The following is a 26,480-nucleotide window of genomic DNA, read 5'->3' on the forward strand; positions in this document are numbered from 1 at the left end:
CGTTGAGAGACCCTCATCGCGGTGGGACGCGATTATCGATGTGGGGGTTACATCGACCGAAAGTCTCGATTGAGCGGATGCCTGCCGCCCGGAAACATGAGGACCGACGGGTCCGTGTCGAAGATTTCAGCTTTCGATCAAGCCGCGATGCGGTTTGCCCCGAAGGCTGACCCTTCCACTCCTCCCATCAGACCAATCCCCTGCTCTGTGCGTCCACCCGCATGATCCACGCGGGCTTCCGCTGATTTACTTCGCGGGCTCGCCGGCCGTGGCGTGGCCGAAAATGCCAGGCAAGCCGCGCGCCACGCCCGTGTCGACGGTGACGGCCGCGCTCATGCCTGTGCGCAGCATCATCTTGGCGTCGGGATCGCTCAGCTCCAGGCGGACCGGAATGCGCTGGGTGACCTTGACCCAGTTGCCGGTAGCGTTCTGGGCGGGCAGAAGCGAGAAGTCCGCTCCGGTGCCGGCGCCGATAGCCTTGACGGTCGCTTCGAAGGTCCTGCCCGGATAGGTGTCGACCACGATTTCTGCCTTCTGGCCCGGCTTCATATTGGTCAGCTGTGTTTCCTTGAAATTGGCGTCGATCCAGGTATCGCCGGTCTCGACCAGCGAAAACAGCGGCGTGCCGGAGCCGACATACTGGCCGACCTTGAAGGAAGCAGCCTGGTAGACGACGCCATCGGCGGGCGCCTTCACGGTGGTCTGCGCTAGGTCGTAGGCAGCCTTGTCGCGCGCGGCGAGCGCCGACATCACGGTCGGATGTTTGTCGGTCTCGATATCGGGATTGCCGCCAAGCGCCGCCTTGGCGCTGACGATACCCTGTTCGGCGACGGCAAGCTGCTGCTTTGCCTTATCGAGATCGTTCCTGGCCTCATCGAGCGAAGACTTGGCGTTGATACCTTTCTGGGCGAGATCGGCGGCACGGTCGTATTGCGACTGGGCATAGGCAACTTCGCTGCTGGCGGATTTCTCCTGCGCCATGGCCTGGCTGTAGGCGGCGCGCAGCTGTTCGACGTTGAGCCGCGCGGCGGCCACCGCCGCGTCGGCCTGCGCAAGTGCGATCCGGTAAGGCTCGGGGTCAATGGCGAAGAGAAGATCGCCTTGCTTCACCCTCTGATTGTCCGAGATCGCAACCTGAACGATGCGGCCCGCCGTGTCCGAGGCGATCGATACCTTGGCCTGCTGCAGGTTGGCGTTCTCCGTCTCCTGGTAGCGCCCTCCAGTGACCCAGACATAGCCGCCACCAATGACCAACGCCGCCGGCAGTGCGAACATCAACAAGAAGCGGCCGAGACGGCGCTTCTTCTTTGGCACCGGCGCCGGCTCTGCCGGAGGTGTCATTGTAACAGGGGCCGCGGCCGGCTGCTGCGGCGCTTCCATTTCCACTTTGGCGGCGTTTTCGTCGACCTTGGCTACCGCGTTCATGCTGCTGCGCCTTCCGTATTCTTGACCTTGTCGCAGGACGGTGAATCGCCATCCGCGAGATTCTGTGCCATCGCATCCAATGCCCTGATCAGGACGCGGCGATCGTCCGGCGAAACGCCGGTCAGCGACTCCTCATAGACTTCGCCGGCGAGGCTCTTGACCTCCGCATACGCGGCACTTGCCTTGGGAGTTGGGAAGATCATGCGCACGCGGCGGTCGGCGGCGTCGGAGCGGCGCTCGATCCAGCCGCCCTCCTCCATCCGGTCAACCAGCCGCGAGACGCTGATCGGCTCGATTTCAAGCAGTTCGGCAAGCCGCGCCTGCGAAACGCCCGCTTCCTTGGCGACGCGAACCATCAGGCGCCATTGCGCCGAGGACAGGCCAAGGCCGCTGGCGCGCGCTTCGAAGCGCTTTCGCATCAGCCGCTGCACGTCGTGGATCAAAAATCCCAATCTGTCTACGCCTTCGGAAACCATGAGTGGCATATATAATAAGCGTGCTTATCATTCAAGTCCGGCATTGTTCCAGAAGCCGGCAAACGTGCATGGCAGCCGTGCAGCACAATCATGGCTGCGTCCGATGATTTCGGCCGCCGCGACACCCATTACAAGCGGTTGCGGATCAGCATGGTGACAACGAAGAAGGCGCCGAGCGAGCTGGTGATGATGCCGATCGGCAGTTCCTGCGGCGGCAGCAATGTGCGCGCCAGAAGGTCGCTTGCCAGCAACAGCACCGCCCCGAACAGCGCGCAACTTACGATCAGGCGCAGATGCAGCGCGCCGGCCAGCGGCCGCGACAGATGCGGGATCATGAGGCCGACGAAGCCGATGACGCCAGCGACCGAAACCAGGATCGCGGTCGAAAAAGCGGCGACCAGAAACGTCGTCCGTCGCATTCGCGCCACCGGCACGCCAAGACTTTCGGCGGCATTTTCGCCGGCCAGGAAAGCGTCCAGCCGGCGATGATTCCACAGCCCGTACGCCGCAATCGTGCCGGCCCCAAGCACACCCAGCCAGATATTGTCCCACCGCGCAAGGCCGAGCCCGCCCATCGTCCAGAACAGCACCGAATGGGCGGCGCGCTGGTCACCGGCAAAGACCAGGTAATTGGTCAATGCGGTGAACATGAAGGAGACCGCAAGTCCGGCGAGGATCAGCCGTTCGGGGCCTTGTCCCCTCACCCGCGCAACCAGCAAAAGCACAACGCAAGCCGCCAGAATACCGCCGGTGAACGCAGCGATCGGTAGCGTCCAGATCCCGAAACTGTCGCCGAAGACGGTGATGACGGAGACAGCGCCGGCGGCGGCTCCCGACGAGAGGCCGAACAGGAACGGATCGGCAAGATCGTTGCGCGTCACCGTCTGTAACAGCGCGCCGACCACGCCCAGGCCGCCGCCGACACAGATGGCCAGGATTATGCGCGGCAATCTGAGGTCGACGACGATCCTGCCGACCGGGCCGGACACGTCATGCCCCTTCAATCCGATCGCATGGCCAAGTGCTGCAACGACGTCGCCCAACGGAATCATCGTCGAGCCATAGGCGATCGACAGCAGCGCGAACGCGGCGATTGCCAACGCCGCCGCCGTCATGGCCAATAGGAATGCCTTGTGCCGCAAAGTCATGTTCCCGGTTAAAACGCTTCCGGATGCATCGCCCTGGCAATCTTGCCGATCGCGTCGATATTGGCCGGCCCGGGTGTCAGTTCGGCATAGCGAAGCGCCACGAAGCGTTCGTTCCTGACCGCGTCCGTCTCCTTCATTGCCGGATGCGCTTTCAGGAAATCGAGCAGCTTCCGGTAGCCGCCGCCATCCTGATAGTCGAGCAGGATGAGGAATTGCGGATTGCGCGAGGCCACCGTCTCCCAATCCGTGTTGCCCCAGCTGGTGTCCATGTCGGCCATGATGTTGTCGCCGCCGGCCGCGGAAATCATGGCGTTGGGAATGGCGAACTTGCCTGATGTGAACGGCTTGTCCTCGCCGGAATCATAGAGGAACACGCGCGTTCCCCTGCGGGCGCCGACCTTGGCCGTGATTTCGGCGAGCTGCGCCTTCCAGCCGGAGACGAGCTTATCCGCTTCGGCCTCCTTGCCGAAGATCTTGCCCAGCTTCTCGACATCGCCATAGAGCAGATCCATCGAAGCGGCGGGGCGGTTCTTGTCGAGATGGACGCAGCTTTCCGTCAGCACCAGGGTCTTGATGCCGTGTTGCGCCAGCGTATCGGGCGTCACCTCGCCGCCCGGCTTCATGCCGTAGTACCAACCGGCGAAGAAGAAGTCGGGCTCGACAGCGACCAGGTTTTCCAGCGTCGGATATTTGGGCGCCAGTTCCGGGATCGAGCCTTGCTCGGCCTTGAATTCGGGGCCGACCTTGTACCATCCGGTGATGCCGGTCAGGCCGACGATCGACGGCTGCAGCTTCAGGGCGAAGGCCATCTCGGCCATGTTGAGATCGTGAATGACAGCGCGCTTTGGAGGCGCGTCGAAGGTCAGCGACTTGCCGCAGCTGTCGACCGTCACCGGAAAGGCGAAGGCCGTAGAGGCCAGCAGGGAGAAGGCAAGAGACACGGCAAGGCGTTTCACGGATGTTGCTCCTTCGTTGCACGGGAATTGGATCTGCGCTCACGAAGATGGCGCGGCACGGTTCGGAACCTCGAACACCGTCAGCTCGCGGTCCTCCGTCGGGTGGCGCAACCTAAAGACGTCGACACCGAAGATCTCGCGGATCAGCTGCTGAGTGAGTGCTTCGCGTGGCGGCGCCAGCACATGCAACCGGCCATGGCTCATCACCGCGACCCTGGTGGCGAAAGGCGTCACCAGCGCCAGATCGTGCAGCACCGCGATCACGGTCATGCCGAGGCCTGCAACCAGTTCGAGCAACTCGCTGCGCGCCCGCGGGTCGAGATGGTTGGTCGGCTCGTCGAGGAACAGGATCTTCGGCTCCTGTGCGATGGCGCGGGCAAGCTGGGCGCGCTGGCGCTCGCCGCCCGACAGCGAGCCGATGGTGCGGCCAAGCAGCGGCAACAGCCCGGTCCGGCGCAGCGCCTCGACGACAATGTCGCGTTCCTCGCTCCTGTGCCTGCGGCCGGTATGCGGAACCCGGCCGAGCTCGACATAATCGATCACCGCCAGCCGTGGATCCGGTTGATCGGTCTGGCCGACGACGGCGATGTGCAGCGCCCGCTCGGCGGTCGAAATCCTGTCCAGCAGGCGCCCGGTGAGCTTCACTTCGCCCGAACTCGGCCGCAGCATGCCCGACAGCATGCGCAGCAATGTCGTCTTGCCGGCGCCGTTGGGACCGATGATGGCGAGACGGTCGCCCGCCGCCACCGAAAGGCTGACCGGATGCACCAGATGCAGGCCATCCGCCGCCGCGGCCAGGTCGCGGGCCTCGAGAAGCGGCGCGGTCATGGGCAATTCCTTGCAGGGCCTGCCGGAATACGGGCCAGCGTCTTGCTTGCCAATCCTGCCGGACGCTGGCCTGAATTCACCTCGGTGGCGATATCGCGGCAAAGCGTGCACACGATGATGCGATGCATGGGAATGCAGTGAATGCGATCGATGGAGCCGTCCAACTTCCGTCACTTTCAAAAATGGCGACGGAAGGAAGCTGGCTTGAACCGGTCGACAAGACCGAACCCCGCGTCTCCTCCCGGCACACCCCGTCCGGTCAACCCATGCAGATGGCAGGTCTCCTGGCTCGCGGGTCGTTGCGCCATCCTGCCTTCCCAGCCTTGCCGGCCAGTGGCTTCTCGGATTTTGCTCGCCGCTTACAGTTGCGGGGGCAGCCATGGCTTCGACCCGAAAATCGGGCCTCACCATGTTCCCTTTTCACCCCTCGCCTTGCGGCGCGGGGACCATCACGAGTCGCAGCCTAGGATGCAGGCACCGTCGAGGCAAGGTCGATGCATGTTCTGTTATAACGATACAAACTTGTGGTCAATCACTATCGCGCGCCACCAGTTCCAGCGGCCAGACCTCGCGAATGATCTCTGGCCCTTTCGCGCCGGCGAAAGCCGGGAGCGAGGCGAGCAGGATTTCGCCGAGCCGCCGCCCCATCGGGTCAAGGCTCGGACGAAAGCCGGTCAGCGCCGGCGAGAAATAACGGCAGAGCGGCGTGTCGACGATGACGATCACCGCGACATCCTGCCCGGGCTTGATCCCCATTTCGGCGAGCGCTTTGCAGCCGCCGAGCGCCATCGAGTCGTTGTTGAAGATAATCGCGGTCGGCGGATCCTTCGACCGCATGACTTGCGGTGTCACCGCGTAGCCACCGGCTTCGTTGATAAAACCGTCCACAATCAGGCCGGGATCGACTTCGATGCCGTGCCGCCGCAGCGCCTTGCAATAACCCTCCAGAAACAGATAACCGAAATTCAGGTCAAGCGACGGCCGGATGGCGGCGATGCGGCGGTGGCCACGCGCAACCAGCCGGTCGACCGCATCGGCGCCCGCCTTCTCGAAATCCAGATCCAGAGAGGGATAGCTGTCGTCGCCGGACCGGCTTCGGCCGAGCGTCGCGAAGGGAAAGCCGGCCTTGCTCAGATAGTCGATGCGATCGTCCTCGCGCCGCGTCCAGGCCAGTACGACGGCATCGGCACGACGCGTCTCGACGACGCGGCGCAGCCGCTCCTGCTGATAATCCGCCGGCGCGCCCATGACGATGATCAGGTCCAGCCCGCACTCGGCCAATGTCGCTTGCAGTCCGGTGAGGAACGGAATGAAGAACGGCTCGCCATACTGCTGGTCGCCCGGATGCGGCTGCAGCATGAAAGCCACGGCATGGGTGGTGCCGCGGCGTAGGTTCCTGCCCGAGTGGTTCGGTGAATAATTGAGCTTCCGGGCCGCCTCGAGCACGCGCTGGCGTGTCTCGGCGTTCACGTCGGCGCGCCCGTTAAGCGCGCGCGAGACTGTACCGATCGAAATGTTCAGGTGTCGCGCAAGATCGTGAATGCTGGACGCCAAGACCTCCCCCTCCTGCTTCTGGCTAGCACCAGCCGGTCGTGCGGCCAAGGCGTTTCAGAGCCGACGGTACAAATCCGATTGACAATATATGCCATCGGGTGTGTCATCGTAAACGTTTACGGAAGTCATTTACGGACTGCCGTGGGTGCCAGCCAGGAGGGGTTGGCCGGAGGAGCGCTGGATGATGCACGTCGTCCTGGTCGGGTGCGGAGCCATGAGCAAAACCTGGCTCGAGGCCATCAGCCAATCCCCTGCCGTCAAGATCGTCGGTCTCGTCGACCTCGACGCCGACAGGGCGCGCCAGCGGGCACGCGAATACGACCTCGCCGGGGTCGCGATCGGGACCGATCTCGACGTCGTTCTCTCCCAGACCAGACCCGATGCGGTGTTCGACGTGGTCGTGCCTGCCGCCCGTCGCGCCGTGGCGAATTCGGCCTTTGCCCATGGCTGTCATCTGTTGACGGAAAAGCCGCTGGCCGACAGCCCGGACAATGCGCGCGCCATCATCGACGATGCGCGGCGCGCCCGGCGCATCCATGCCGTGGTGCAGAACCGCCGCTACGTCGCCAACGTCCGGCGCATCCGGCGCTTTCTCGGCTCCGGCGCCATCGGCGCTGCGACCAGCATCCATGCCGATTTTTTCATTGCGCCGCATTTCGGCGGTTTCCGCGAAGGCATGCGCCATGTGCTGCTGCTCGACATGGCGATCCATACATTCGACGCCGCCCGCTACATGGTCGATGGCGAGCCGACCGAAGTGTATTGCCGGGAATGGGAGCCGGCCAATTCCTGGTACCGGCAGGGATCGTCGGCAAGCGCCACCTTCGAGCTCGGCCAGGGCAAGATGTTCACCTATCGCGGCAGTTGGTGCGCCGACGGTTTCCGCACCAGTTGGGAAGGCAGTTGGCGCATCGTCGGCGAACGCGGCAGCCTGACCTGGGATGGTCATGACGAGTTGAAGGCCGAAGCCGTGCTGCCGGAACGCGAAGGCCTGCTCGACAAGGTCGTGCCGGTAGCGGTGCCGCCGCTCGACCCTGCCGACCGCATCGGCGGGCATCTCGGCGTCATGGAAGATTTCGTCCGCGCCGTGGAAACCGGCACCGAGCCGGAGACGCGCGGCGCCGACAACATCAAGAGCCTGGCCATGGTTTTCGCGGCGATCGAAAGCGCCGAGACCGGGCGCCGGGTCGAAATCCCCAGGCAGGAAGGATGACCATGGCGGACCCGCTTCTCGACATCAGGATCGGCACCATGGTGCGGGCCAATCTCGAAGACCCGGCCGCCTATGTCAGGCAGATCCTGCCGCTCGGTTTCGAGAGCGTCCAGCCCTTCTTCTGGCAGACGCTGGGCGGCAAGGACCTGGGGCGGCTCGCCGGCGAGATCCGCGACGCGATCGGCGATGCCGATGTCAGCGTCAGCTCGATCGGCGTGTTCGGCAATCCGCTCGAGAGCGGCGACACCGACCGCGGCGTGCTCAAGGCCTGGGAAACGGCGATCGACAGCGCGCATCTGTTCGGCACCAATCTGGTCAGCGGTTTTACCGGCCGCATCCGCGGCAAGCCGCTGACCGACAGCCTGCCGCGCTACCGCGAAGTCTGGGGCGAATTGGCCAAACGCGCGGCCGACAAGGGCGTGCGCATCGCCTTCGAGAATTGCGCCATGGATGGCAACTGGGCCGCCGGCGACTGGAACATCGCCCATAATCCGGACGCCTGGGAACTGATGTTCAACGAATTGCCGGATGAGAATCTGGGTCTGGAATGGGAGCCCTGCCATCAGTTGGTCTATCTGATCGACCCGATCCCGCAGATCCGCAAATGGGCGCATCGCATCTTCCATGTCCACGGCAAGGACGCGACGGTGCGCTGGGATGTCATACGCGAGCACGGCGTCTTCGGCCGCCTGCCCTTCGTGCAGATGCGCACGCCCGGCTTCGGCGACAGCGACTGGACGCGGGTGATCAGCGAATTGCGGCTGGCCGGATACAAGGGCGCCATCGACATCGAAGGTTGGCACGACCCGGTCTATCGCGACGATCTTGAAATGACAGGCCAGGTCCGCGCGCTGGAATACCTCCAGCAATGCAGGGGAGGCCTGAGCTACCTGCCGAACCCGACGTGAGGATTGGCCGGCGGGAGGAGCCGGACGGGATTGCCGAAGCAGATGTCGAAACCCTCGCTCGCGAGGACAAAAGGGAGGAACGTGCATGAGCATCGCCAAGAGAACGACACTTCTGCGCACGACCGTGGTGGCGACCGCCACGGCGCTCGCCGCCGCCATCTCCACCTTGCCGGCACAGGCGCTCGACGCGCAATGGTGCAAGGACGTCCACATCCGTTTCTTCGTCGGCGGCGCCGAGGGCGACGCTTTCGGCACCATTGTCTACAATGGCGCCAAGCAGGCTGCGGCCGATCTCGGACCGAAAGTGGATTACATCTTCTCAGGCTGGGACATCGAAAAAATGGTCCAGCAGCTGCGCGAGGCGGTCGCCGTCAAGCCCAACGGTATTGCCATGATGGGCCACCCCGGCGACGCCGCCATCATGCCGCTGGCCGAACAAGCGCATAAGGACGGCATCAAGATGATGTACCAGAACGTGCCGGTGCCGACGGTGGTGGCGGCCTTCGGCGGGGGCTATGTCGGCGCCCAGCAGGAACAGCAGGGCCGCGCGCTCGGCGCGGAAGCCTTCAAGCTGGCCAAGCTCAAGGCCGGTGACAAGGCAATCATGATCGGCCCGTTCGAGAACGAGAGCCGCGGCGCCCGCGAGCGTGGGACCGTCTCCGCCTTGAAAGAGGCCGGCATCGATGTCGTTCAAATCAATTCCGCCACCGAATGGGCGGCCGATCCGAATCTGGCGATCCCGGTGATCACCGCCGCCTTGCTCAACAATCCCGGCGTGAAGGCCGTTGGCTACCCCGGCGGACAGATGCTCGGCAACGTCCAGACCTATATGACGGCGGCGGGCCGGAAGCCGGGCGACATCTTCAATTTCGGCTTCGACACCAGCCCGCAGATCGTCGAGGCCTTCAAGGGCGGCTGGGTGCAACTGACCGCCGACCAGCAGCCGTTCATGCAGGGCTATCTGCCGATCCTCAGCCTCTGCCAGCAAGTGGTGCTGGGGCTGGCACCGATGAATGTCGATACCGGCGCCGGCTTCGTCACGCCTGAGAATTACAAGATCGTCGCCGAACTGGCCAAGCAGGCACTGCGCTGACCTCCCAAGCCGCCGGCCGGGGGCTCAGGCCCGGCCGGCGGGACCGCCGGCGAGCGCCGGCATGCGACAAGCAAGCGAGGACCCGATGGCCGAACGCATCATCGAACTGCGCGACATCACGAAATCCTACGGCCAGGTCTATGCGCTTGGCGGGGTCAATCTCAGCGTCGACCGCGGCGAGGTGGTCGGACTGATCGGCGACAATGGCGCCGGCAAGTCGACGCTGATTAAGATTCTTGCCGGCGCGGTCAAGCCCACCAGTGGCGAGATCCTCGTTCGCGGCAAGCCGGTCACCGGCTGGAACGCCGCGCGCTCGCGCGACGCCGGCATCGAGACCGTTTTCCAGGACCGTGCGCTGGCAGTGCAGCAGACCATCGTGCGCAATATTTTCATGGGGCGCGAACTCACCGGCTTCCTCGGCTGGCTGAAAGTCGGCACCGAAATCAGGGAGGCGAGCCGGCTTATGCGCGAGATCGGCTTCACTTCGAAAGTGTTCACGCCGCAGTCCGTCGTCGGCCAGCTTTCCGGCGGCGAGCGCCAGGGCGTGGCGATCGCGCGCGCCATCTACAAGCAGGCCGACCTGATCATCCTCGACGAGCCGACAACGGCTCTGTCGCTGACCGAAACCGCCAAGGTCTTCCACTTCGTGCGCCAGGTGCGGGCGAGCGGGCGCTCGATCCTGTTCATCGGCCACAACATCCACCATGTCTTCGACATCGCCGACCGTTTCGTCGTGCTCGATCGTGGCACTGTGGCGCTGCAGGCCGACAAGCGCGACATCAAGTCGGCCGACACGCTCGTCAATTTCATGGAAGACCTCGCGCATCCCGGCGGACTGCCCGGCTTGGGCGAAGCCCAGCGCGCGGAGGACACAAGGCCATGAGCAACATCGCCGAGCCCAATCGCCAGGCTCCCTCGCCCCATACCGAAATGGGCGAAGCGGCGTGGAAGCACCCGTCGGATCATTTGCTGCGCGGCTTCGTTCTCGACAATCGCGCGGCGCTGGGCACGCTCGGCGTTTTCGTGGTGATGATGGTCGCCTTCACCATCGCCAATCCGACGGTGTTCACCACCTGGTTTCTTTACAGCTCCGTGCTGACCACGCTGCCGGTCGCGCTGTTCGTGGTCGTGCCGCTGGTCTTTGTCGTCACCGCTGGCGAAATCGACCTGTCATTTCCGGCGACGATGGGTTTTGCCTCCTGGGTTTTCGCGCTGGTCGTTCAGGCCGGCTACGATCCCTTCCTCGGCATCGTCGCAGCACTCGCCACCGGCATGCTGCTCGGCTTCCTGGTCGGCGTGCTGGTCGTCTATGGCAGCCTGTCGTCGCTGATCGCCACGCTCGGCATGAACTTCCTGCTGCGCGGGCTGATCCAGATCATCAACGAAGGCAAGTCGACCGCGCTGCCGACGCTCGGGCAAAGCTGGACCTATACGATCTTCTCCAGCCAGGTTTACGGGATTCCGGTACAGATCCTGTGGGCGCTCGCCTTCGTCGTGTTCGCCGCGCTGCTCTACAACCGCCACCGCTTCGGCGCGCAGGTGAAGGTGGTCGGCGACAATCCCGACAGCGCCCAGCAGATGGGCATCGACGTCAAGCGGGTGAAGGTCAAGGTGTTCGTCTTCGTCGGCATCGGGGCCGCGATCGGCGGCACCTTCTCGACGATGATCAACTTCACCTGGTGGCCAACCGCCGGCGACGGCTATCTGTTGCCGGTGCTGGCTTCGGTGTTCGTCGGCGGCACGCCGACCTGGGGCGGCATCGGTACCGTGTTTGGCGGCGCTATCGGCGCGCTGACGGTGGCGTTCATCCAGACCGGCGTCGTCGCTGCCGGCCTCAGCGGCTTCTATGTGCAGTTCTTCAACGGGCTGATCATCATCCTGTCGCTGCTTGGCCACCGCTGGAACCAGGCGCGCTACCGCTGAAACGCTACCCAAGGCCGGCCGTTCGGCGCGACCGTCCGAGCTCAATCCGGTAGCTACAACGGCGGCCGCGCGGACGAGAACGCAGGGCCGGGGTCGTCGATTTACGTCACGCGCAATATCGATCAAACTGATGAAATGCGACGCTTTGGTGCACCCAGTGCACTTTCGCTTGATTTAGTGCACCCTCTGCATTAAATTTGGCGCGATGGAACAGCCACATGCCCACTTTGAAGGTTCTCGACGGCATCAAGATTCAGGTCTTTGCGGATGACCATAACCCGCCTCACTTTCACGCGTTGAAGGGTGAGTATGAAGTCCTGATCAGGATTGGCTCATGGAACGTGTTGCGTGGCCAAATGCGTCGCAAAGACCTCGATGCCGTAATCGCTTGGGCTAACTCGCATGAAGAGGAGTTGCGCAATGAATGGACCCGCCTCAATGGTTGACGATATCGTAACAGTCGGCAATCCGCTCCCCAGGATCGCCTTGGTCACCATGATTGATGGCCGCCGCGTGCGCATCACCTGGCGAGACGGCCGCTCCAATACGGTTGACCTGAATCCAGTGTTGAATAGCCATCGACACTTCATTCCGCTTCGCGACGATGACGAGCTGTTTGGAACCATGCGGGTTAACGAAGACGGCAATGCAATCGAGTGGGACGGGGGAATCGAGTTGTCAGCCGAATGGATCGATACCCTGCCCTCAATTGGTATGGAGAACCGGGAATTCCGCCATATCATGGACGATCTGCTGAAATTCTCGCTTGAGGGGATGGCGCTCCAGTTGGAAATCTCCAGGCGCCAAATTGCCAACTATAGAGGATCGACACCGATCCCCAATTCAATCGCGTTGGCTACTCGATATCTCGCCGAGAAGGCCGGTCAACGATGACCCCGTCTGGAGGCGGATAGGCTCGCTGACTGTTCCAAGCATGCGGCTGCTGGCCGCCAGCGCATCGTGGCTTTGGGTTGACGGTCGGTCTGTTACATCGAAGCGTCTGGTTTAGCCTCATCGTAACGAGGCACCATGCCTACCCCATCGGCAGCGCGGGCCAGCGGTCCACGAGGCTGCCGCCCGAAAAAACCGCGATCGGTCCGAACTGCTGCAGCACCGCCTCGCTCTGCGTCGGGCGCAGGAAGGCGTAGTCGCCTGACCTGGTGGTGGCATCGCCGGGCAGGCCCATGAATTGCTGGTTCGAGGAAAGGCCAAGCAGGCCATTGGTCTCCATGCCTTCGGGAAACACCGGTTCGGCCATCCATTTGCCGCCATAGAGATAGCAACCCTTGCGCGGAAACCGGCCGACCGTCTGCAGCAGGCGGGTGACCGCCGGCGGGCCTGGCAGCATCGGCTCGACCACCTTGAGGATAGGCGTGGCGATGAAGGCCGCGGGCTGGAAGCCGTCGAGGCCGGGCGTGTCGAAATCCCCGGGCAGCACGAAGGCCGACCCGATCGACACTTCGTTGGCCATGCCGCCACGATGAAGCAACGCGGTCTTCGAGCCGCCGATGTTCAGTGTTCGGCGCTGGTCCTCGCCGAGAGCCGCGATGAACGCCGCGGCCCGCTGCGACGCCTCTGCCAGCGCCTTTTTGGGACCGCCGAACAGACCGGGAATGTGCGGCGCGTGCGCCTCGTAGGCCATGACGCCTCCGCAGCGCAACCGGGCGGGCAGCACGTTCAATGCCTTCGACAGCGCACGCGGTTCGGCGAACCCGCCCCGATGCAGCCCGACATCGATCTCGAAAGCGATGCGCAACCCGACGTCGAGTTCGGCGGCCAGAGCGCCGTATTCCGCCAGTCTCTCTTCGCTGTCGATCAGCCAGCAGACGCGCGACCAGTCGGCGGTGCCGCTTGAAATCGCTTGCCTTGCCGCGCCGACCGGCATCGGCTTGCCGTAAAGCATGTCGGCATCGGGAAGAGCGTCGAGCACGGCCCTTGTGATCGGCGGATGAAACGTCATGAAGCGATGGGTGCCGAGCGCCTCGGCGATATGCGAAAGCAGCGGCAGGCAAGCAAGCGACTTGTCGACCAGCCGCACGGCAAGGCCGGGCGCCAGTCTCTGCTTCACCAGGTCGATGTTGCGGTCCAGCCGGTCGCGGTCGAGCACCAGACAAGGCTGAAAGACGCCGGCCGCCCTCAACGCATCAGACAGCGTGGTGAAATAGCCGCTCATTGGCCGATGCCGAACAGGCCGGCCATGTAGGGCGAGACGAAACGGTTCTCGGGATCGATGTCTCGCCGACCGGCCATCGCATCATCCCAGCGCGGATAGAGCTTTTTGAGATCCGCCGCCTTCAGGCTGTGCATCTTGCCCCAATGCGGCCGGCCGCCATGCCTGCGGAAGATCGGCTCGGCCGCCCGCATGAAGGGCTCAGGGTCGTTGGCGGCATCGTGGTGAATGGCGATCGAGCAGGTCAGACGCTTGTAGAAGGGCGAAAGCCAGAACATGTCGGGTGCCACCGAGCGCACCTCCATCGGAAAATAGACTTCCGGAAAGTGCTTCTCGGTCAGCTCGATGATCTGCGTGATCACCTTCGGCCCCTCCTCGAAGGGCAGATGATACTCCATCTCGTTGAACTTGGTCTGGCGGTCGCTGGCATAGACGTTGAGCCAGTCTTGCACATAATCCTCGGCCGGCACCTTTTTCACGGCGCCGCGGATCAAAGAGCGGCGCAGCCATGGGAGCCGGCGCAGCCCCCGGCTCAGTTTGCGTAGCGTCGCCAGGCCGGTCTCGTCGTCGCCGGTGGGCCTGGTGGTCGGGTTCGCGTCGCTGAGGTCGCTGGCGATGAACTGCGCGTAGCCGGAAAACGGAATGTAATAAAATTCGGCCGACCGGTGCGCGGCCATCATCGTCTCGAAATCGCGCAGCATGTCGGCGATCGGCAGCACCCATTTGCGGCGGCGCAGCCGGTAGGTCGCGATGTTGTTCAGCGTGACTTCGGTCAAGATGCCGAAGGAGCCGAGCGCAACGCCCATCGCCTGGATCATGTCCTGGTCGCGGGTCCGATCGAATTCGCGCAACTCGCCCCGTCCGTCCACGATCTGCACCGTCTCCAACTGGGTGTGATAAGCACCCAACGTCGGCCCGGAACCATGGGTGGCGGTGCCCAGCGCGCCGCCGATCGCCTGGCGGTCGATGTCGCCCATGTTGGGAAGCCCCTGGCCGATGCCCTGCAGCATGTGCATCAGCGGGCCGAGCCGGGTCCCTGCCCGCACCCGCGCGCGATGGCTTTGTACATCGTGCGAGACCAGCCCCTCGATCTTCTCTAGGGAAACGATCGAGCCTTGCGATGCCACCAGCGGCGTGAAGGAGTGGCCAGCACCCGCCACGCGCAGCGGCCCAGGTGCCGTGCGCACCAGATCGGCAAGCTCGCCGGCGTCGGTTGGAGTGGCGACCAGCTTCGGCTCGGCGCGCACGAAGCCCGACCAGTTGCTCCAGTTCCGCGCGGTGATTGTCGACATGCAGCCGTCCCGTCAGGCGCGCCGACGGCGCATAGTGGTCACGAACAGGCCAAGCAGGGCCACGCTGGCAAACGCGCTTGCCGCGGCGAATTCCGGCACCGGCCGGAAATCCTTGCCGTCGATGAGCAGCGACGCCGCGACCGGCCCGATCGCCAGGCCGAAGAGCTGTGCAGCCGGCACCAGCAGCACGGCGGTACGCGTCTCGTCGGCCGTGATCGCCAGCCGGATCTGATAGGGTACGATGAACAACAGGATGAAGCCCATGACCAAGGCGGCGATCCAGAATGTCGTCAGGCCAGGTGCGCTGGCAAGAACAAGGGAGGAGACCAGCGCGACGGCACCGATGGCCGTAATGGCAATGCGGTAATCGATGCGCGCCTCGAACACGGTCGCCGTCATCGCGCCCAGGACCTGCGTCGCCAGGCTGGCCGAGACGATCAGACCGACGGTCCAGCTATCAATCCCATACTGCGCACCGAGCGGTTCCAGGAAGGCCCAGATCGCGCCGAAGAACATGAAGTAGCAGAAGACCGACAATAGCGCGGTGATCGACGGAACCGTCAGCACATTGGCCAGGTTCTCCTCTTTCGGCAGGTCGGCGTAGTCACCGGGTACGGTGAAAGCGGCCGCCAGCGAGACGACGCAGACGACGGCAAGCACGATGAAGCCGCCGGACGACCCCGCCTCGGGAATGACATAGAGTGCCAAAAGCAGAGCGAGCGCACATTGCGCCAGGGTCTGCAGCGTCACGAAATAGCCGCCGATGCGCTCCGCCCGGCGCGAACGGGCGATCAGTTCGGTGGCGATCGCGACCAGGCCGCCCTCAGCCAGCCCGGCGATGGCGCGGGCGGCGATCAGCGCATTGGCGCTTGCGGCATGGGCGGTCCATACATTCGCCAGGGCCAGCAGGATCAAAAGGACGGCGCTTTTCCAGCGCATGTTGCGCGCGGAAAGCAGCATCGCCACCACGGCTGAACCGATGGCGATCGCGATCATCTCCGCCGTGGCGACCAGCGCCAGTTCATCGCCGCTGACATGGCCCTCGGTGTAGAGCGCGCCAAGCAGCACGGGCTGAAGCCCGAGGATCAGCAGCCCGACCGAGCCGATCCATAATGCGGAGCCGAGCTCGACGCCGGTCGGGTTGCCGACCAGCCAATCGCCATTTTCCGCTTGTACGGCTTGCGTCGCAGTCACGAGGCGCCTCCCAACGTCCTTGCAGTGCGATAAAAAAGCTGACAATTTGTCAGCATTACGAAACTGATACTTGATCATGTTTCTTGTCAACCGGGAATTTTGAAGCTCTCGCGAGAGATTGGGCGCATGGCAGAAGCAAGCCGGATGGCGACGGCGCCGAGGCGCAGGCCCAAGCAGGAGCGGAGCCGCGAACGCATCGACGCGATCCTTTCGACGACCATGCGGCTGATCGGCGAAAAAGGCATCGACGCGGTGACGATGAAGGAAGTGGGCGCACTGGCGGGCGGACCGATCGCCACCGTCTACCATTATTTCCCCAACAAATCGGCGATCCTGGCGATGCTCTATGAGCGCTTCTCGGAGGAAAGCCGCGCACGCTTCGGCGAGATCATCGCCGAAATAAGTGGGCTTGAGGACGTGACGGCTGCCGCGGACCGCATGATCGAGGACTATTACCGGCGCGTGGCCGACAACCCGGCCATCCAGGATCTGCAGAACGCGATACAGGCTGACAAGGCGCTGCAGAACCTCGACATTGCTGAGACAAGGCACCAGGCCAAGATGTTCTGCGACCACGTCGCTCCGATGCTGCGGCCCGACCGGCGCGAAGACTTCGCGCGCGTGGTGTTCCTGATCTTCCAGCTTGCCGGCGGCGTCGTGCGGCTAGCGCTGACGCAGGACGAGAAGGAAGGCCGCCGCACGATCGACGACTACAGGTCCATCATCCATACGCAGCTGAGATTGTTTCTGTAGTTTTCGGCGGCGGCTTTCGCGCCCCTCTCCCGTGACATCGACACGTCTTGCGTATCGAAGTATCGGGCGCCAGGATCTCTGACCGATAGCGGCAGAGCACCCCTCCGCGCCTTGTTTTGCCGTCGATTGCGGGAGGAACCGGCGCATTTCGCATGAAAGGCCAGCGGCAACTGGCACGTTCTGCGAGCGGGCTTTCGCGGAAAACAAAATTTCGCGCCGCTGCCCGCTCGCGCGCGCCTTGACTCTCGCCAGCCAGCAGCCTATTTCACCGCCACGTTAGCACTCGCCCTGGGTGAGTGCTAACCACAGGTCCGGTACCGCCGGGCTTTGTAGATTGTCCGGCTTCGCCGGACGGAGGAACTGTTTCTCACCGTTCTCATCGAGGAAGAAAACATGGCAAAGTCGAAGTTCCGCCCGCTTCATGACCGCGTGGTCGTACGCCGGGTCGAATCCGAATCCAAGACCGCCGGCGGGATCATCATCCCCGACACGGCGAAGGAAAAGCCGCAGGAAGGCGAGATCATCGCCGTCGGCTCCGGCGCCCGCGACGAAGCTGGCAAGCTCGTGCCCCTGGACGTCAAGGCTGGCGACCGCATCCTGTTCGGCAAGTGGTCGGGCACCGAAGTCAAGCTCAATGGCGAAGACCTTCTGATCATGAAGGAATCCGACATTATGGGCATCATCGGCTGAATATCGGCCTTTCCATCAACTGAATCTTGAATCTTCGGGCTCGATCCGAGCCCCTGCCAGGAGTTGAACATGGCTGCCAAAGACGTAAAATTCTCCCGCGACGCCCGTGAGCGCATGCTGCGCGGCGTCAACATCCTCGCCGACGCGGTGAAGGTCACGCTCGGCCCCAAGGGCCGCAACGTCGTCATCGACAAGTCGTTCGGCGCACCGCGCATCACCAAGGACGGCGTCACCGTCGCCAAGGAAATCGAACTTGAGGACAAGTTCGAGAACATGGGCGCGCAGATGGTCCGCGAAGTCGCTTCGAAGACCAACGACATCGCCGGCGACGGCACCACGACCGCGACCGTTCTGGCGCAGTCGATCGTCCAGGAAGGCCACAAGGCGGTTGCCGCCGGCATGAACCCGATGGACCTGAAGCGCGGCATCGACCTGGCCGTGACCGAAGTGGTCGCAGCTCTCGGCAAGGCCGCCAAGAAGATCAAGACCTCCGAGGAAGTCGCCCAGGTCGGCACCATCTCGGCCAATGGCGACGAGTCGGTCGGCAAGATGATCGCGGAAGCGATGCAGAAGGTCGGCAACGAGGGCGTCATCACCGTCGAGGAAGCCAAGACCGCCGAGACCGAGCTGGAAGTCGTCGAAGGCATGCAGTTCGACCGCGGCTATCTCTCGCCCTACTTCGTCACCAACCCCGACAAGATGGTTGCCGATCTCGAGGACGCCTACATCCTGCTCCACGAGAAGAAGCTCTCCAACCTGCAAGCCATGCTGCCGGTCCTGGAAGCGGTCGTGCAGACCTCGAAGCCGCTGCTCATCATCTCGGAAGACGTCGAAGGCGAGGCCCTGGCCACGCTGGTCGTCAACAAGCTGCGCGGTGGCCTGAAGATCGCCGCCGTCAAGGCTCCGGGCTTCGGTGATCGCCGCAAGGCCATGCTGGAAGACATCGCCATCCTCACCGGTGGCCAGGTCATCTCCGAAGACCTCGGCATCAAGCTCGAGAATGTCGGCCTCAACATGCTCGGCCGCGCCAAGAAGGTGTCGATCTCGAAGGAGAACACCACCATCGTCGACGGCGCCGGCAAGAAGGCCGAGATCCAGGGCCGCGTTGCCCAGATCAAGCAGCAGATCGAGGAGACCACCTCGGACTACGACAAGGAGAAGCTGCAGGAGCGTCTGGCCAAGCTCGCCGGCGGTGTTGCCGTTATCCGCGTCGGCGGTGCGACCGAAGTGGAAGTGAAGGAAAAGAAGGACCGCGTCGATGACGCCCTCAACGCGACCCGCGCGGCCGTAGAAGAAGGCATCGTTGCCGGCGGTGGCGTGGCCCTGCTGCGCGCTTCGGGCAACCTCAAGGCCACCGGCGTCAACTCCGACCAGGCCGCCGGCATCAACATCGTTCGCCGCGCACTGCAGGCCCCGGCCCGTCAGATCGCTGCCAACGCCGGTGCGGAAGCATCGATCGTTGCTGGCAAGATCCTCGAGAACAAGGGCGCGACCTTCGGCTACAACGCCCAGACCGGCGAATATGGCGACATGATCGCCATGGGTATCGTCGATCCGGTCAAGGTCGTGCGTACGGCTCTCCAGGACGCGGCCTCGGTCGCCGGCCTGCTGGTCACCACCGAAGCCATGATCGCGGAGGCTCCGAAGAAGGAGTCGGCTGGCGGCGGCATGCCTGGCGGCATGGGCGGCGGCGGCATGGGCGGTATGGGCGGCATGGACTTCTAATCCAGCCATCTGCTTTATGCATGTGGAAAGGGCGGCAGCGATGCCGCCCTTTTCTTTGCACATTCATGCCTTGCTTCAGCGTAGTCGGTTGGAATCAGCGTCAGACAGCAGTGCTCTCCGCTTGCCGCGTCGCCTTGCCGGCGAGGACTGCCTGCTCGATCAGGGTAGCCACCTCATCGGCCACGACGTTGATCGATGAGCGATCGCGGGTGGCGCGGGCAATCACCATCAGGCCTTCCAGCGAGGACTCGACCAACAGCGCCAGCGCCCGTGCGCGGCGCTCGACCACCCCTGCCCTGACAAACGCCTGGCGCAGCAGGCCGATCCACTGCTCGAAAGCGGAGCGGCAGATTTCCTCCAAGTCCGGCACGTCGTTCGGCGCATCGAGCACGACCGGCGCGATCGGGCAGCCGAGCGAGAATTCGTTGTCCTCCAGCATGCGAGCGACCGACTGGTAGATGTGGTGAACGGCGACCGCCGGATCGCTTTCCGCCGCCAGCTCGGCACCAAGCCTCTCAGTCACCTCGGCCACGCTGGCGCGCGTCACTTCGACGACCAGTTGATCCTTGCCACCGGGAAAGTGGAAATAGAGCGAGCCGCGCGGGGCGCCGCTGGCGCTCAGTATATCATTGAGCGAAGTGCCGTGATAGCCGCGCCGCCTGAGCAGCAATCCGGTCGTTTCGAGTATGCGGGCTCTCGTATCGTTGGCCATGTCAACCTCTGTCAGGAGAGGGTCACTATAAGCCTTGCCATGAATATGACAACCGGTCTATATAATATGTAGATCGGTCTATATATTAAGGAAGCCGAAATGCGCAGCTATCGTCTTGAAGGTTTGGGCGGAACCGAATGTCTGGTGATGCGGGAAGAGGTGCGACCGGAGCCAAGGCCCCAGGAGATCGTGGTGCGGGTGCGCGCCACCTCGCTCAACCGACGCGATACGATGATCCTCAATGGCACCTACCCCTTGACACCGCGCCGCGGGATCGTTCCGCTCAGCGACGGCGCCGGCGAGGTCGTCGCCATCGGCGATGATGTCACACGCTTTGCCGTCGGCGACCGTGTCACCGGCAGCTATTTCGCCCGCTGGATCGATGGCCGCATCAATGCCGGAATGATCGACCAGCTCGGCTGCACGCTGGATGGCATGCTCGGCGAGTACGCCGTGCTTGACGAGCAATGGGCGGTGCGACTTCCCGAGCATCTCGACTGGCGCGAGGCGGCAACGCTGAGCTGCGCCGGCCTGACAGCCTGGAACGCACTGACCGGGGCGGAGATTCCCAAGCCCGGCCAATGGGTTCTAGTCATAGGCTCGGGCGGCGTCTCGCTGTTCGCGTTGCAGTTCGCTAAGCTGCTCGGCTGCCGCGTCGTCGCCGTCACCTCTCGCGCCGAGAAGGTCGGCAAGCTGCGGGCGATGGGGGCCGACCTCGTCGTGTCCTCGACCGACATGCCGGAATGGGGGGCGATGGTGCGTGGCGAGACCGGCGGTATCGACCTTACCGTCGAAACCGGCGGCCCGCCGACGTTCGCGCAGTCGCTGATCGCCAGCGCGCTTTACGGGCGCATCGTGCTGCTCACCATTCAGGATGCGAAGGGCGCAACGGTGCAGATCCCGGGCGCCGTCTATCAGCGCAGCCTCGTCACAATCGGCCGTCTGTTCGTCGGCAGCCGCGCAAACCTCGAAACGATGCTCAACGCCGTCTCGGCGCACCGGTTGAGACCGGTCATCGACAAGGTCTTCCCCTTCGCCGAGGCCCGCGACGCCTACCGCTATTTCCAGCAAGGCGACGTGTTCGGGAAGGTCGTCATCGACGGAGCCTGATCTTTCATATCGATCGAACCAGAAGGGAGAACAGCAATGACAATTCGTGAAGCTTCGGCCGAGTGGCAAGGCACGCTGAGGGAAGGTTCAGGCCGGCTGCGGCTCGGCAGTGGTGTGTTCGAAGGCGCCTATTCCTTTCCGTCGCGTTTCGAGAACGGCCCCGGCACCAACCCGGAAGAACTGATTGCGGCCGCGCATGCCGGCTGCTTCTCGATGGCGCTGACCTTCATCCTTGGCCAGGGAGGTCATATTCCCCGGGACATCCGCACCATCGCCAGGGTGCACCTCGGAGCGACGGAGGCCGGGCCGACCATCACCCGCATCGACCTTGAAACGGCGGTGGACGTCGCGGGGCTCGCCGAAGACCAGTTCGAGCGCCTTGCCCAGTCCGCCAAGGCGAGCTGTCTCGTTTCGCGCGCGCTGGCCGGCGTGGCCCAGATCAACCTCAAGGCGACCCTCGTGGGTACCGCCGCGCAACAATAAATCAGGAGAAGCACGAGATGAGCAGCATCATAGACAGCCATCCAGAGTCGCGGCGGACAGCCGAGATCATGCGGCGCTTCAACGATGTGTTCCAGTTGCACGAACCGTCGGCGCTCGCCGAGCTGGTGGGCGAAGACTGCGTGATTGAAAACACCGTGCCGGCACCGGACGGTGCGCGCCATGCCGGCAAGGCGGCCTGCGTCGGGCTATGGACGGCGATCGCGACCCAGCCCGGCACGCGCTTCGACATCGAGGAGACCTTCGTCGCCGGCGAGCGGGCGACGATCCGCTGGCGCTACTGGATGGCGGACGGCAATTCGCTGCGCGGCGTCAATCTGATGCGCGTCGAGGGCGGGCGGATCGTCGAGGCGATGGGCTACGTCAAGGGATAGGCCGGCCTCACCATATGAGTTACTCCTAATACACATCGGTTTGTGCTAGGAATAGAGTCCGACCGCCATTCGACGATCGAGAAAGACCATAGGGAGGACTAATGTCATGAACATCAGAACCGCCTGCTTTGGAGCACTCGCGTTGACCGTTCTCAGCGGCACGGCACTTGCCGGAGCGCTCGACTCGCCCAAGATGATGGAACCGTTCTTCACCGATGCGAGCATGAAGACGATGAAATCCGACGCCGAGATGAAAACCGCCTGGGCAAAAATGTCCAAGGACGACCAAGCCATGATGATGAAGGAATGTCAGGATGCGGCGATGAGCAAGCCGTATGCCCCGTTCTGCGAAAAATTGAAGGCGCTCGGCGGCGCGAACAAATGATTGCCGGCTAGTCCGGAGTTGAAGAACAAAAGAAGGCGGGCCAAGGCTCGCCTTCTTTTGTTCGGCATCGATTTCGTGCCAAGGCGAGGCGAACGAATTCTACCTGTCCGCCAGCGCAAGCTTGGCGCCGAGCATGACGAAAGCGCCGGCGAACGTGCGGCGCATCCAGGTCAGCACCCTCGGCCGCGACGCGACATGGCTGCGGATCGAGGCGGCGAAGATGCCATAGCCGACGAAGATGACGAAGGTCAAAAGCATGAAGACGCTGCTCAGTTCCAGCATCTTCGACAGCGCGTGCGGCTCGGTCGTGCTGACGAACTGCGGCAGGAAGGCAAAGAAGAAGATCGACAGCTTCGGGTTGAGCACATTGACGAGGATGCCTCTCGCAATCACCTTGCCGGTGGAGCGCGGCGCGACATTGTCCTCGACGTTCAGACCACCCCTCTCCTTCAGCGTGTTCCAGGCCATGTAAAGGAGGTAGGCGACGCCCAGATATTTCAGCGTCTCGAAGGCGACCGCGCTGGTGTGCAGGAGCGCGGCGAGGCCGGTGATGGCGGCAGCCATATGCGGGATGATGCCGAGCGTGCAGCCGAAAGCGGCGACGATGGAGGCGCGGGCGCCGCGGGAAAGCCCGGCGCTCAGCGTGTAGAGGACGCCGGTGCCGGGCGAAGCCACCACGATCAGCGACGTCAACAAGAATTCGATGCTCACGATTTGGTTCTCCGCTGTGCTGCCCGGCGGGCAGCGTAGCAGCGAAATCCCCGCGCACAAGCCGCGGCGCCGTCAGATCAGAGGACAGGCAGCCCATGCGCCCGACGCGCCATCAGGCAATCCTCGTCGCCGGGCATGCAGGCGCGGCAGACATCCGGGCGCAACTCGTAGATGCCGCAAGCGGTTGCCTTGCCCACTGCGCCACAGAGAGCCGAACAGCGCGGGCCCTCGCAACGCATACCCGACAGATCGGCCGCGACATACTTGTCCGGGATACGGTCGAGCTGCGCGTCGTCCTCGGTGGAAAAGCGCGGCCACTCGGCCGAGTAGGAGCAACAGGCGCCGCAGCTCTGGCAATCAAATGCCGGGACGGTGCCTCGTTGGGGCGATGAAAGGCTTGCTGCGGTCACCAACGAGAACGGTCCCTGCACAGCAGATTGCGGTCGGCGTCTTGCGGCAAGGCGCTATTTCTTCTTGCCTGCCTTGCGCGACGGCGCCTCGGTCGGCGACTTGAATAGGTCGGTCGCGGCCTCGGCAGCGGCATCCGCCTTCGGCGCGGCAGCCGGCTTGACCGGCTTTGCAGCGGCGGCGGGCGCCGGCGGGTGATCCTTGGCGGAGAATTTTATGGCCATCTCAGTCCTCGTCGGCGAAGCGCGATGGTGCGCGCGGACTGCGCAAACGGCCGATCAGGGCCGAAACCGCCGTTATGTTCATTTCCTCAGGCGACCAGTTCCTCGCCTCCGCGATGTGATGCGGCGCCAGTTCGCGATGCGTGCTGCCGCTGTAGGCGGCGTCCTGATGGGTCACCGGCTCGCGGGTCTTGGCGTCTTGGCGGACATATTCGATCAAATAGTTCGGGCACTCGGCGCGGCCCCGCACGCCGACGCGCACCTGTGCATCGCCATGGACGCGCTTGCAGCGTTCGAGTTTTTCCAGCACACGCCGGACATATTCGACTGGCTTGTCCAATGTTTCGACCATGTCGGCGATGGTCGCATCAGCGGCGATGGGTGTCGCCGGCACACGCTTCGTCGCCATCAGCGTCTTCCGGCCCGTTTCGGCAACGCCGCCTGTGCGGCCGCCGCAGCCATTTCATCTGCCTCTTTTTCCAGGCGCAGTTCGCGCAAACGCGCGGTCTTGGCTTCACGCGCCTGGGTGAGGGCATCGCGTTCGGAAATGATGCGGTTGAGCGACATCGACTGGGTTTGCGTCTTGCTGAACAAGGGCACTGCCTGATCAGCAGCTGTTTTCGAATTGGCGGTCAAAATCTTTCTCCTGTCAGGAGTCTCGTGCCGATAGGGCAAGACCGGTCTTCAGTCAGGACCCACGCACAAAAGCATTGGGGCGGCGGATTCAACTTGCTGGAGCGTCCCTTAGCACGTTCAGGCCGACGCGCAGCGCATTTTCGGCGGCGAGACCCACAAAGTGAAAAAGGCCAGGCACCGCCTGACCTTCCATGAGAGCGTCGCGCATCCAGTGGATGCACAGGACGCTCCGGCACGCAGCGTGCGAAAACTCAGGTTTCCGCCGCCATGCGCCCGAATTCGCCATTCACCAGTGCCAGTACATCCGTGGTCACCGGGAAGGCTGAATCCTTTTTCAGGCCGCCTTCAACTGGTCGGCCGACATCTTGCCGGACTTGTTGTCGCGGACCATCTCGTAGCCGAGCTTCTGGCCCTCGACGATGTCACGCATGCCGGCGCGCTCTACGGCCGAGATGTGGACGAAAACGTCGGCAGAGCCGTCGTCAGGCTGAATAAAACCAAAACCTTTGGTGGCGTTGAACCATTTAACTGTGCCGGTGCTCATGACGAACCCTTTCCATGGCAAATACTCGTTCGCCGTCATGCGGATGCACAACGTCGTTTGTCTCGATTTTTGATGTGGGAAGTTCGTCAAAGGCGCGCTGCAAAGCGCGGATAACAAAAGTCAGTCAACAAATATCGACAAAGGTCTTGTAAGCTATTTAAACGGCCATGTCAATTCTTGGCTCACCCGCCTGTCGTAAGCAGATGAGTTGTCCGGATTAGGTAGCACGTGAGTTGTCCGGTTTTATCGCCAGCGGATGGAGGCTGGGGATGAAGCGGACGGCATGGCTACAGGACCGGAGAATGCAAAAGTTTCGGGACGTATTGAGCCGCTGGAATGGCGGCGATCTTTCGATGATGGAGGCAGGGGAGTTGCTTGGCATGTCGGAGCGGCAATTCCGACGCTACCGCGACCGGTACGAAGAAGCTGGGGAAGCAGGGTTGCTGGATCGGCGCTTGGGCAAGCTTTCGACGCGTCGGGTGCCGGCGGAAGCGATTGAGGAGATGCTGGAGCTTTACCGTCATCGCTACCTCGGCTGGAATGTGAAGCATTTCCACGAGCACCTGCTGCGCGATCACCATTTCAGCTGGGGCTACACCTTCATCAAGACGCAGCTCCACGCGGCGGGCCTTGTGGAACGGGCCAAGCGGCGCGGTGCTCACCGGCGCAAGCGGGAGAGGAAGCCTTGCGAGGGGATGATGCTGCATCAGGATGGCAGCCGTCATCGATGGCTGGCGGGTGAGCCGATGCTGGACCTGATCGTGACGATGGACGATGCGACGAGCACGATCTATTCGGCCTTCCTGATCGAGGAGGAAGGCACGGCGTCGAGCTTTCAGGGCCTTCTGGAGACATTCGTCGCCAAGGGATTGCCATCGAGCCTCTACAGCGATCGCGGCAGCCACTATTTCGTGACGCTGAAGGCCGGCGAGGCGGTCGACAAAAGCCGGCTGACCCAGGTCGGCCGGGCGCTCGAGCGGCTGGGTATCGAACATATTCCAGCCTATTCCCCTGAAGCGCGAGGCCGCTCGGAGCGGATGTTCTCCACCTTGCAGGATCGGCTGCCGAGAGAGCTGGCGCTGGCCGGAATTGCCGACATCGAGGCCGCCAACCGGTTCATCGCACAGACCTACCTACCAGCTCACAATGCCCGCTTCGCCAGGCCGGCCGCGGTCGAGGACAGCGCCTTTGTCGCCGCAGACCCGCAACAACTGGCCCAGATCCTGTGCATCGAGGAGGAGCGCGTCGTTGCCCGCGACAACACGGTCGCCTTCGCGCGGCTGCGATTGCAGCTGCCGCAAAGCCCGATCCGGCATCACTTCGTCAAAGCCACCGTCAAGGTCAGGCACTACCCGGATGGAACCCTGGCGATCTTTCACGGGCCGCGCCGCATTGCTCGCTACAGCTCTGACGGCGCCGCAATCGAAGACACTTGCCCCATCAGGCAAGCCGCGTGAACCGCTTCGACGCCAAAACAGAAGCGGACAGATCATGTGCTACCAAACCGGACAACTTGATTAGCTACCGACA

General features: G+C 63.4%; 31 protein-coding genes and 1 riboswitch. Of the genes, 15 read left to right on the forward strand and 16 right to left on the reverse strand.

Annotated elements, in window-relative coordinates; all coding sequences use genetic code 11:
* Positions 1-246 precede the first annotated feature (246 nt).
* The 6 genes from FJ942_RS14890 to FJ942_RS14915 form a co-directional block, all read right to left on the reverse strand.
* Positions 247-1,425: an HlyD family secretion protein gene (locus FJ942_RS14890; RefSeq protein ID WP_140898045.1), complete on the reverse strand. Its 1,179-nt coding sequence runs from the start codon at positions 1,423-1,425 to the stop codon at positions 247-249.
* Complete coding sequence (locus FJ942_RS14895) at positions 1,422-1,901, reverse strand: MarR family winged helix-turn-helix transcriptional regulator (RefSeq protein WP_140495025.1); 480 nt, start codon at positions 1,899-1,901, stop codon at positions 1,422-1,424. Before FJ942_RS14895 ends, FJ942_RS14890 begins: the two co-directional genes overlap by 4 nt.
* Before the next feature lie 128 nt (positions 1,902-2,029).
* A complete protein-coding gene (locus tag FJ942_RS14900; protein ID WP_181169907.1) occupies positions 2,030-3,049 on the reverse strand; it encodes an iron ABC transporter permease in 1,020 nt (339 codons plus the stop codon).
* A gap of 8 nt (positions 3,050-3,057) precedes the next feature.
* Positions 3,058-4,005 carry an ABC transporter substrate-binding protein gene (locus FJ942_RS14905; RefSeq protein WP_140521643.1) on the reverse strand — a complete coding sequence of 316 codons (948 nt, stop codon included), beginning with the start codon at positions 4,003-4,005 and terminating at the stop codon, positions 3,058-3,060.
* Between the two features lie 39 nt (positions 4,006-4,044).
* On the reverse strand, positions 4,045-4,833 hold the full coding sequence (locus tag FJ942_RS14910) for an ABC transporter ATP-binding protein (protein ID WP_140557112.1): 789 nt from the start codon (positions 4,831-4,833) through the stop codon (positions 4,045-4,047).
* A 256-nt stretch (positions 4,834-5,089) separates the two neighbouring features.
* Positions 5,090-5,299: riboswitch (cobalamin riboswitch) on the reverse strand.
* Positions 5,300-5,361: 62 nt separating this feature from the next.
* Positions 5,362-6,387 (reverse strand): LacI family DNA-binding transcriptional regulator, encoded by a 1,026-nt coding sequence (locus FJ942_RS14915; protein WP_140494255.1) that lies wholly within the window; start codon positions 6,385-6,387, stop codon positions 5,362-5,364.
* Positions 6,388-6,568: 181 nt separating this feature from the next.
* On the opposite strand from FJ942_RS14915, the gene FJ942_RS14920 reads away from it, so the two are divergent.
* The 7 genes from FJ942_RS14920 to FJ942_RS14950 all read left to right on the forward strand — a co-directional run bounded on the left by FJ942_RS14920 (position 6,569) and on the right by FJ942_RS14950 (position 12,418).
* Positions 6,569-7,600, forward strand: a complete 1,032-nt coding sequence (locus FJ942_RS14920; protein WP_140898046.1) for a Gfo/Idh/MocA family oxidoreductase — start codon at positions 6,569-6,571, stop codon at positions 7,598-7,600.
* 2 nt (positions 7,601-7,602) lie between these two features.
* Positions 7,603-8,508, forward strand: a complete 906-nt coding sequence (locus FJ942_RS14925; RefSeq protein ID WP_181169909.1) for a sugar phosphate isomerase/epimerase — start codon at positions 7,603-7,605, stop codon at positions 8,506-8,508.
* An 85-nt stretch (positions 8,509-8,593) separates the two neighbouring features.
* Entirely contained in the window at positions 8,594-9,601 is a 1,008-nt protein-coding gene (locus FJ942_RS14930; RefSeq protein ID WP_140515536.1) for a substrate-binding domain-containing protein, read from the forward strand.
* A gap of 85 nt (positions 9,602-9,686) precedes the next feature.
* Positions 9,687-10,484, forward strand: a complete 798-nt coding sequence (locus tag FJ942_RS14935) for an ATP-binding cassette domain-containing protein (protein WP_140515800.1) — start codon at positions 9,687-9,689, stop codon at positions 10,482-10,484.
* The gene (locus tag FJ942_RS14940; protein WP_140565109.1) at positions 10,481-11,524 is read left to right on the forward strand and encodes an ABC transporter permease; all 1,044 of its coding nucleotides are present in this window, start codon (positions 10,481-10,483) and stop codon (positions 11,522-11,524) included. The genes FJ942_RS14935 and FJ942_RS14940 overlap by 4 nt, the downstream gene beginning before the upstream one ends.
* A gap of 218 nt (positions 11,525-11,742) precedes the next feature.
* Entirely contained in the window at positions 11,743-11,970 is a 228-nt protein-coding gene (locus FJ942_RS14945; RefSeq protein WP_140494264.1) for a DUF4160 domain-containing protein, read from the forward strand.
* Positions 11,963-12,418, forward strand: a complete 456-nt coding sequence (locus FJ942_RS14950; protein ID WP_181169911.1) for a DUF2442 domain-containing protein — start codon at positions 11,963-11,965, stop codon at positions 12,416-12,418. Before FJ942_RS14945 ends, FJ942_RS14950 begins: the two co-directional genes overlap by 8 nt.
* A gap of 139 nt (positions 12,419-12,557) precedes the next feature.
* Here the strand turns inward: FJ942_RS14950 and FJ942_RS14955 are convergent, their stop codons facing one another.
* Genes FJ942_RS14955 through FJ942_RS14965 form a run of 3 tightly spaced genes read right to left on the reverse strand, consistent with a single transcriptional unit; the run spans position 12,558 to position 16,180 of the window.
* Positions 12,558-13,697, reverse strand: a complete 1,140-nt coding sequence (locus FJ942_RS14955; RefSeq protein ID WP_140898048.1) for a DSD1 family PLP-dependent enzyme — start codon at positions 13,695-13,697, stop codon at positions 12,558-12,560.
* A complete protein-coding gene (locus FJ942_RS14960) occupies positions 13,694-14,986 on the reverse strand; it encodes a D-arabinono-1,4-lactone oxidase (protein WP_140898050.1) in 1,293 nt (430 codons plus the stop codon). Before FJ942_RS14960 ends, FJ942_RS14955 begins: the two co-directional genes overlap by 4 nt.
* Before the next feature lie 12 nt (positions 14,987-14,998).
* The gene (locus FJ942_RS14965) at positions 14,999-16,180 is read right to left on the reverse strand and encodes an MFS transporter (protein WP_140898052.1); all 1,182 of its coding nucleotides are present in this window, start codon (positions 16,178-16,180) and stop codon (positions 14,999-15,001) included.
* Positions 16,181-16,306: 126 nt separating this feature from the next.
* Here FJ942_RS14965 and FJ942_RS14970 point away from each other — a divergent pair, with 126 nt between their 5' ends.
* The 3 genes from FJ942_RS14970 (at position 16,307) to groL (ending at position 19,348) form a co-directional block, all read left to right on the forward strand.
* The gene (locus FJ942_RS14970; RefSeq protein WP_246679794.1) at positions 16,307-16,933 is read left to right on the forward strand and encodes a TetR/AcrR family transcriptional regulator; all 627 of its coding nucleotides are present in this window, start codon (positions 16,307-16,309) and stop codon (positions 16,931-16,933) included.
* Positions 16,934-17,326: 393 nt separating this feature from the next.
* Positions 17,327-17,623, forward strand: a complete 297-nt coding sequence (gene groES, locus FJ942_RS14975; protein WP_006203049.1) for a co-chaperone GroES — start codon at positions 17,327-17,329, stop codon at positions 17,621-17,623.
* 69 nt (positions 17,624-17,692) lie between these two features.
* Positions 17,693-19,348 carry a chaperonin GroEL gene (gene groL, locus FJ942_RS14980; protein ID WP_140494274.1) on the forward strand — a complete coding sequence of 552 codons (1,656 nt, stop codon included), beginning with the start codon at positions 17,693-17,695 and terminating at the stop codon, positions 19,346-19,348.
* A 100-nt stretch (positions 19,349-19,448) separates the two neighbouring features.
* Here the strand turns inward: groL and FJ942_RS14985 are convergent, their stop codons facing one another.
* The gene (locus FJ942_RS14985; protein WP_140494276.1) at positions 19,449-20,060 is read right to left on the reverse strand and encodes a TetR/AcrR family transcriptional regulator; all 612 of its coding nucleotides are present in this window, start codon (positions 20,058-20,060) and stop codon (positions 19,449-19,451) included.
* 99 nt (positions 20,061-20,159) lie between these two features.
* Between FJ942_RS14985 and FJ942_RS14990 the strand changes: the two genes are divergently transcribed.
* The 4 genes from FJ942_RS14990 to FJ942_RS15005 all read left to right on the forward strand — a co-directional run bounded on the left by FJ942_RS14990 (position 20,160) and on the right by FJ942_RS15005 (position 22,430).
* Positions 20,160-21,170 (forward strand): NAD(P)-dependent alcohol dehydrogenase, encoded by a 1,011-nt coding sequence (locus FJ942_RS14990; RefSeq protein WP_140898053.1) that lies wholly within the window; start codon positions 20,160-20,162, stop codon positions 21,168-21,170.
* Positions 21,171-21,206: 36 nt separating this feature from the next.
* Complete coding sequence (locus tag FJ942_RS14995; protein ID WP_140560507.1) at positions 21,207-21,653, forward strand: OsmC family protein; 447 nt, start codon at positions 21,207-21,209, stop codon at positions 21,651-21,653.
* A gap of 17 nt (positions 21,654-21,670) precedes the next feature.
* Complete coding sequence (locus tag FJ942_RS15000) at positions 21,671-22,045, forward strand: nuclear transport factor 2 family protein (protein WP_140898055.1); 375 nt, start codon at positions 21,671-21,673, stop codon at positions 22,043-22,045.
* Between the two features lie 106 nt (positions 22,046-22,151).
* Positions 22,152-22,430, forward strand: coding sequence for a hypothetical protein (locus FJ942_RS15005; protein WP_140898057.1), 279 nt, complete (start codon positions 22,152-22,154; stop codon positions 22,428-22,430).
* Between the two features lie 99 nt (positions 22,431-22,529).
* Here FJ942_RS15005 and FJ942_RS15010 read toward each other — a convergent pair whose 3' ends face one another.
* From FJ942_RS15010 to FJ942_RS15030, 6 genes are all read right to left on the reverse strand, one after another.
* Entirely contained in the window at positions 22,530-23,141 is a 612-nt protein-coding gene (locus tag FJ942_RS15010; RefSeq protein WP_140494286.1) for a LysE family translocator, read from the reverse strand.
* Between the two features lie 77 nt (positions 23,142-23,218).
* The gene (locus FJ942_RS15015; RefSeq protein WP_140898059.1) at positions 23,219-23,551 is read right to left on the reverse strand and encodes a YkgJ family cysteine cluster protein; all 333 of its coding nucleotides are present in this window, start codon (positions 23,549-23,551) and stop codon (positions 23,219-23,221) included.
* 54 nt (positions 23,552-23,605) lie between these two features.
* A complete protein-coding gene (locus FJ942_RS28530; protein WP_181169913.1) occupies positions 23,606-23,773 on the reverse strand; it encodes a hypothetical protein in 168 nt (55 codons plus the stop codon).
* A gap of 1 nt (position 23,774) precedes the next feature.
* Positions 23,775-24,179 (reverse strand): hypothetical protein, encoded by a 405-nt coding sequence (locus FJ942_RS15020; RefSeq protein WP_140494290.1) that lies wholly within the window; start codon positions 24,177-24,179, stop codon positions 23,775-23,777.
* On the reverse strand, positions 24,179-24,406 hold the full coding sequence (locus tag FJ942_RS15025; protein WP_140515521.1) for a hypothetical protein: 228 nt from the start codon (positions 24,404-24,406) through the stop codon (positions 24,179-24,181). The genes FJ942_RS15020 and FJ942_RS15025 overlap by 1 nt, the downstream gene beginning before the upstream one ends.
* Positions 24,407-24,740: 334 nt before the next feature.
* Positions 24,741-24,950, reverse strand: a complete 210-nt coding sequence (locus FJ942_RS15030; protein WP_010915421.1) for a cold-shock protein — start codon at positions 24,948-24,950, stop codon at positions 24,741-24,743.
* A gap of 302 nt (positions 24,951-25,252) precedes the next feature.
* Between FJ942_RS15030 and FJ942_RS15035 the strand changes: the two genes are divergently transcribed.
* Positions 25,253-26,407: an ISNCY family transposase gene (locus FJ942_RS15035; protein WP_140898061.1), complete on the forward strand. Its 1,155-nt coding sequence runs from the start codon at positions 25,253-25,255 to the stop codon at positions 26,405-26,407.
* Positions 26,408-26,480 lie beyond the last annotated feature (73 nt).

It is taken from the genome of Mesorhizobium sp. B2-4-2 (assembly GCF_006442845.1).
Taxonomy (GTDB): domain Bacteria; phylum Pseudomonadota; class Alphaproteobacteria; order Rhizobiales; family Rhizobiaceae; genus Mesorhizobium.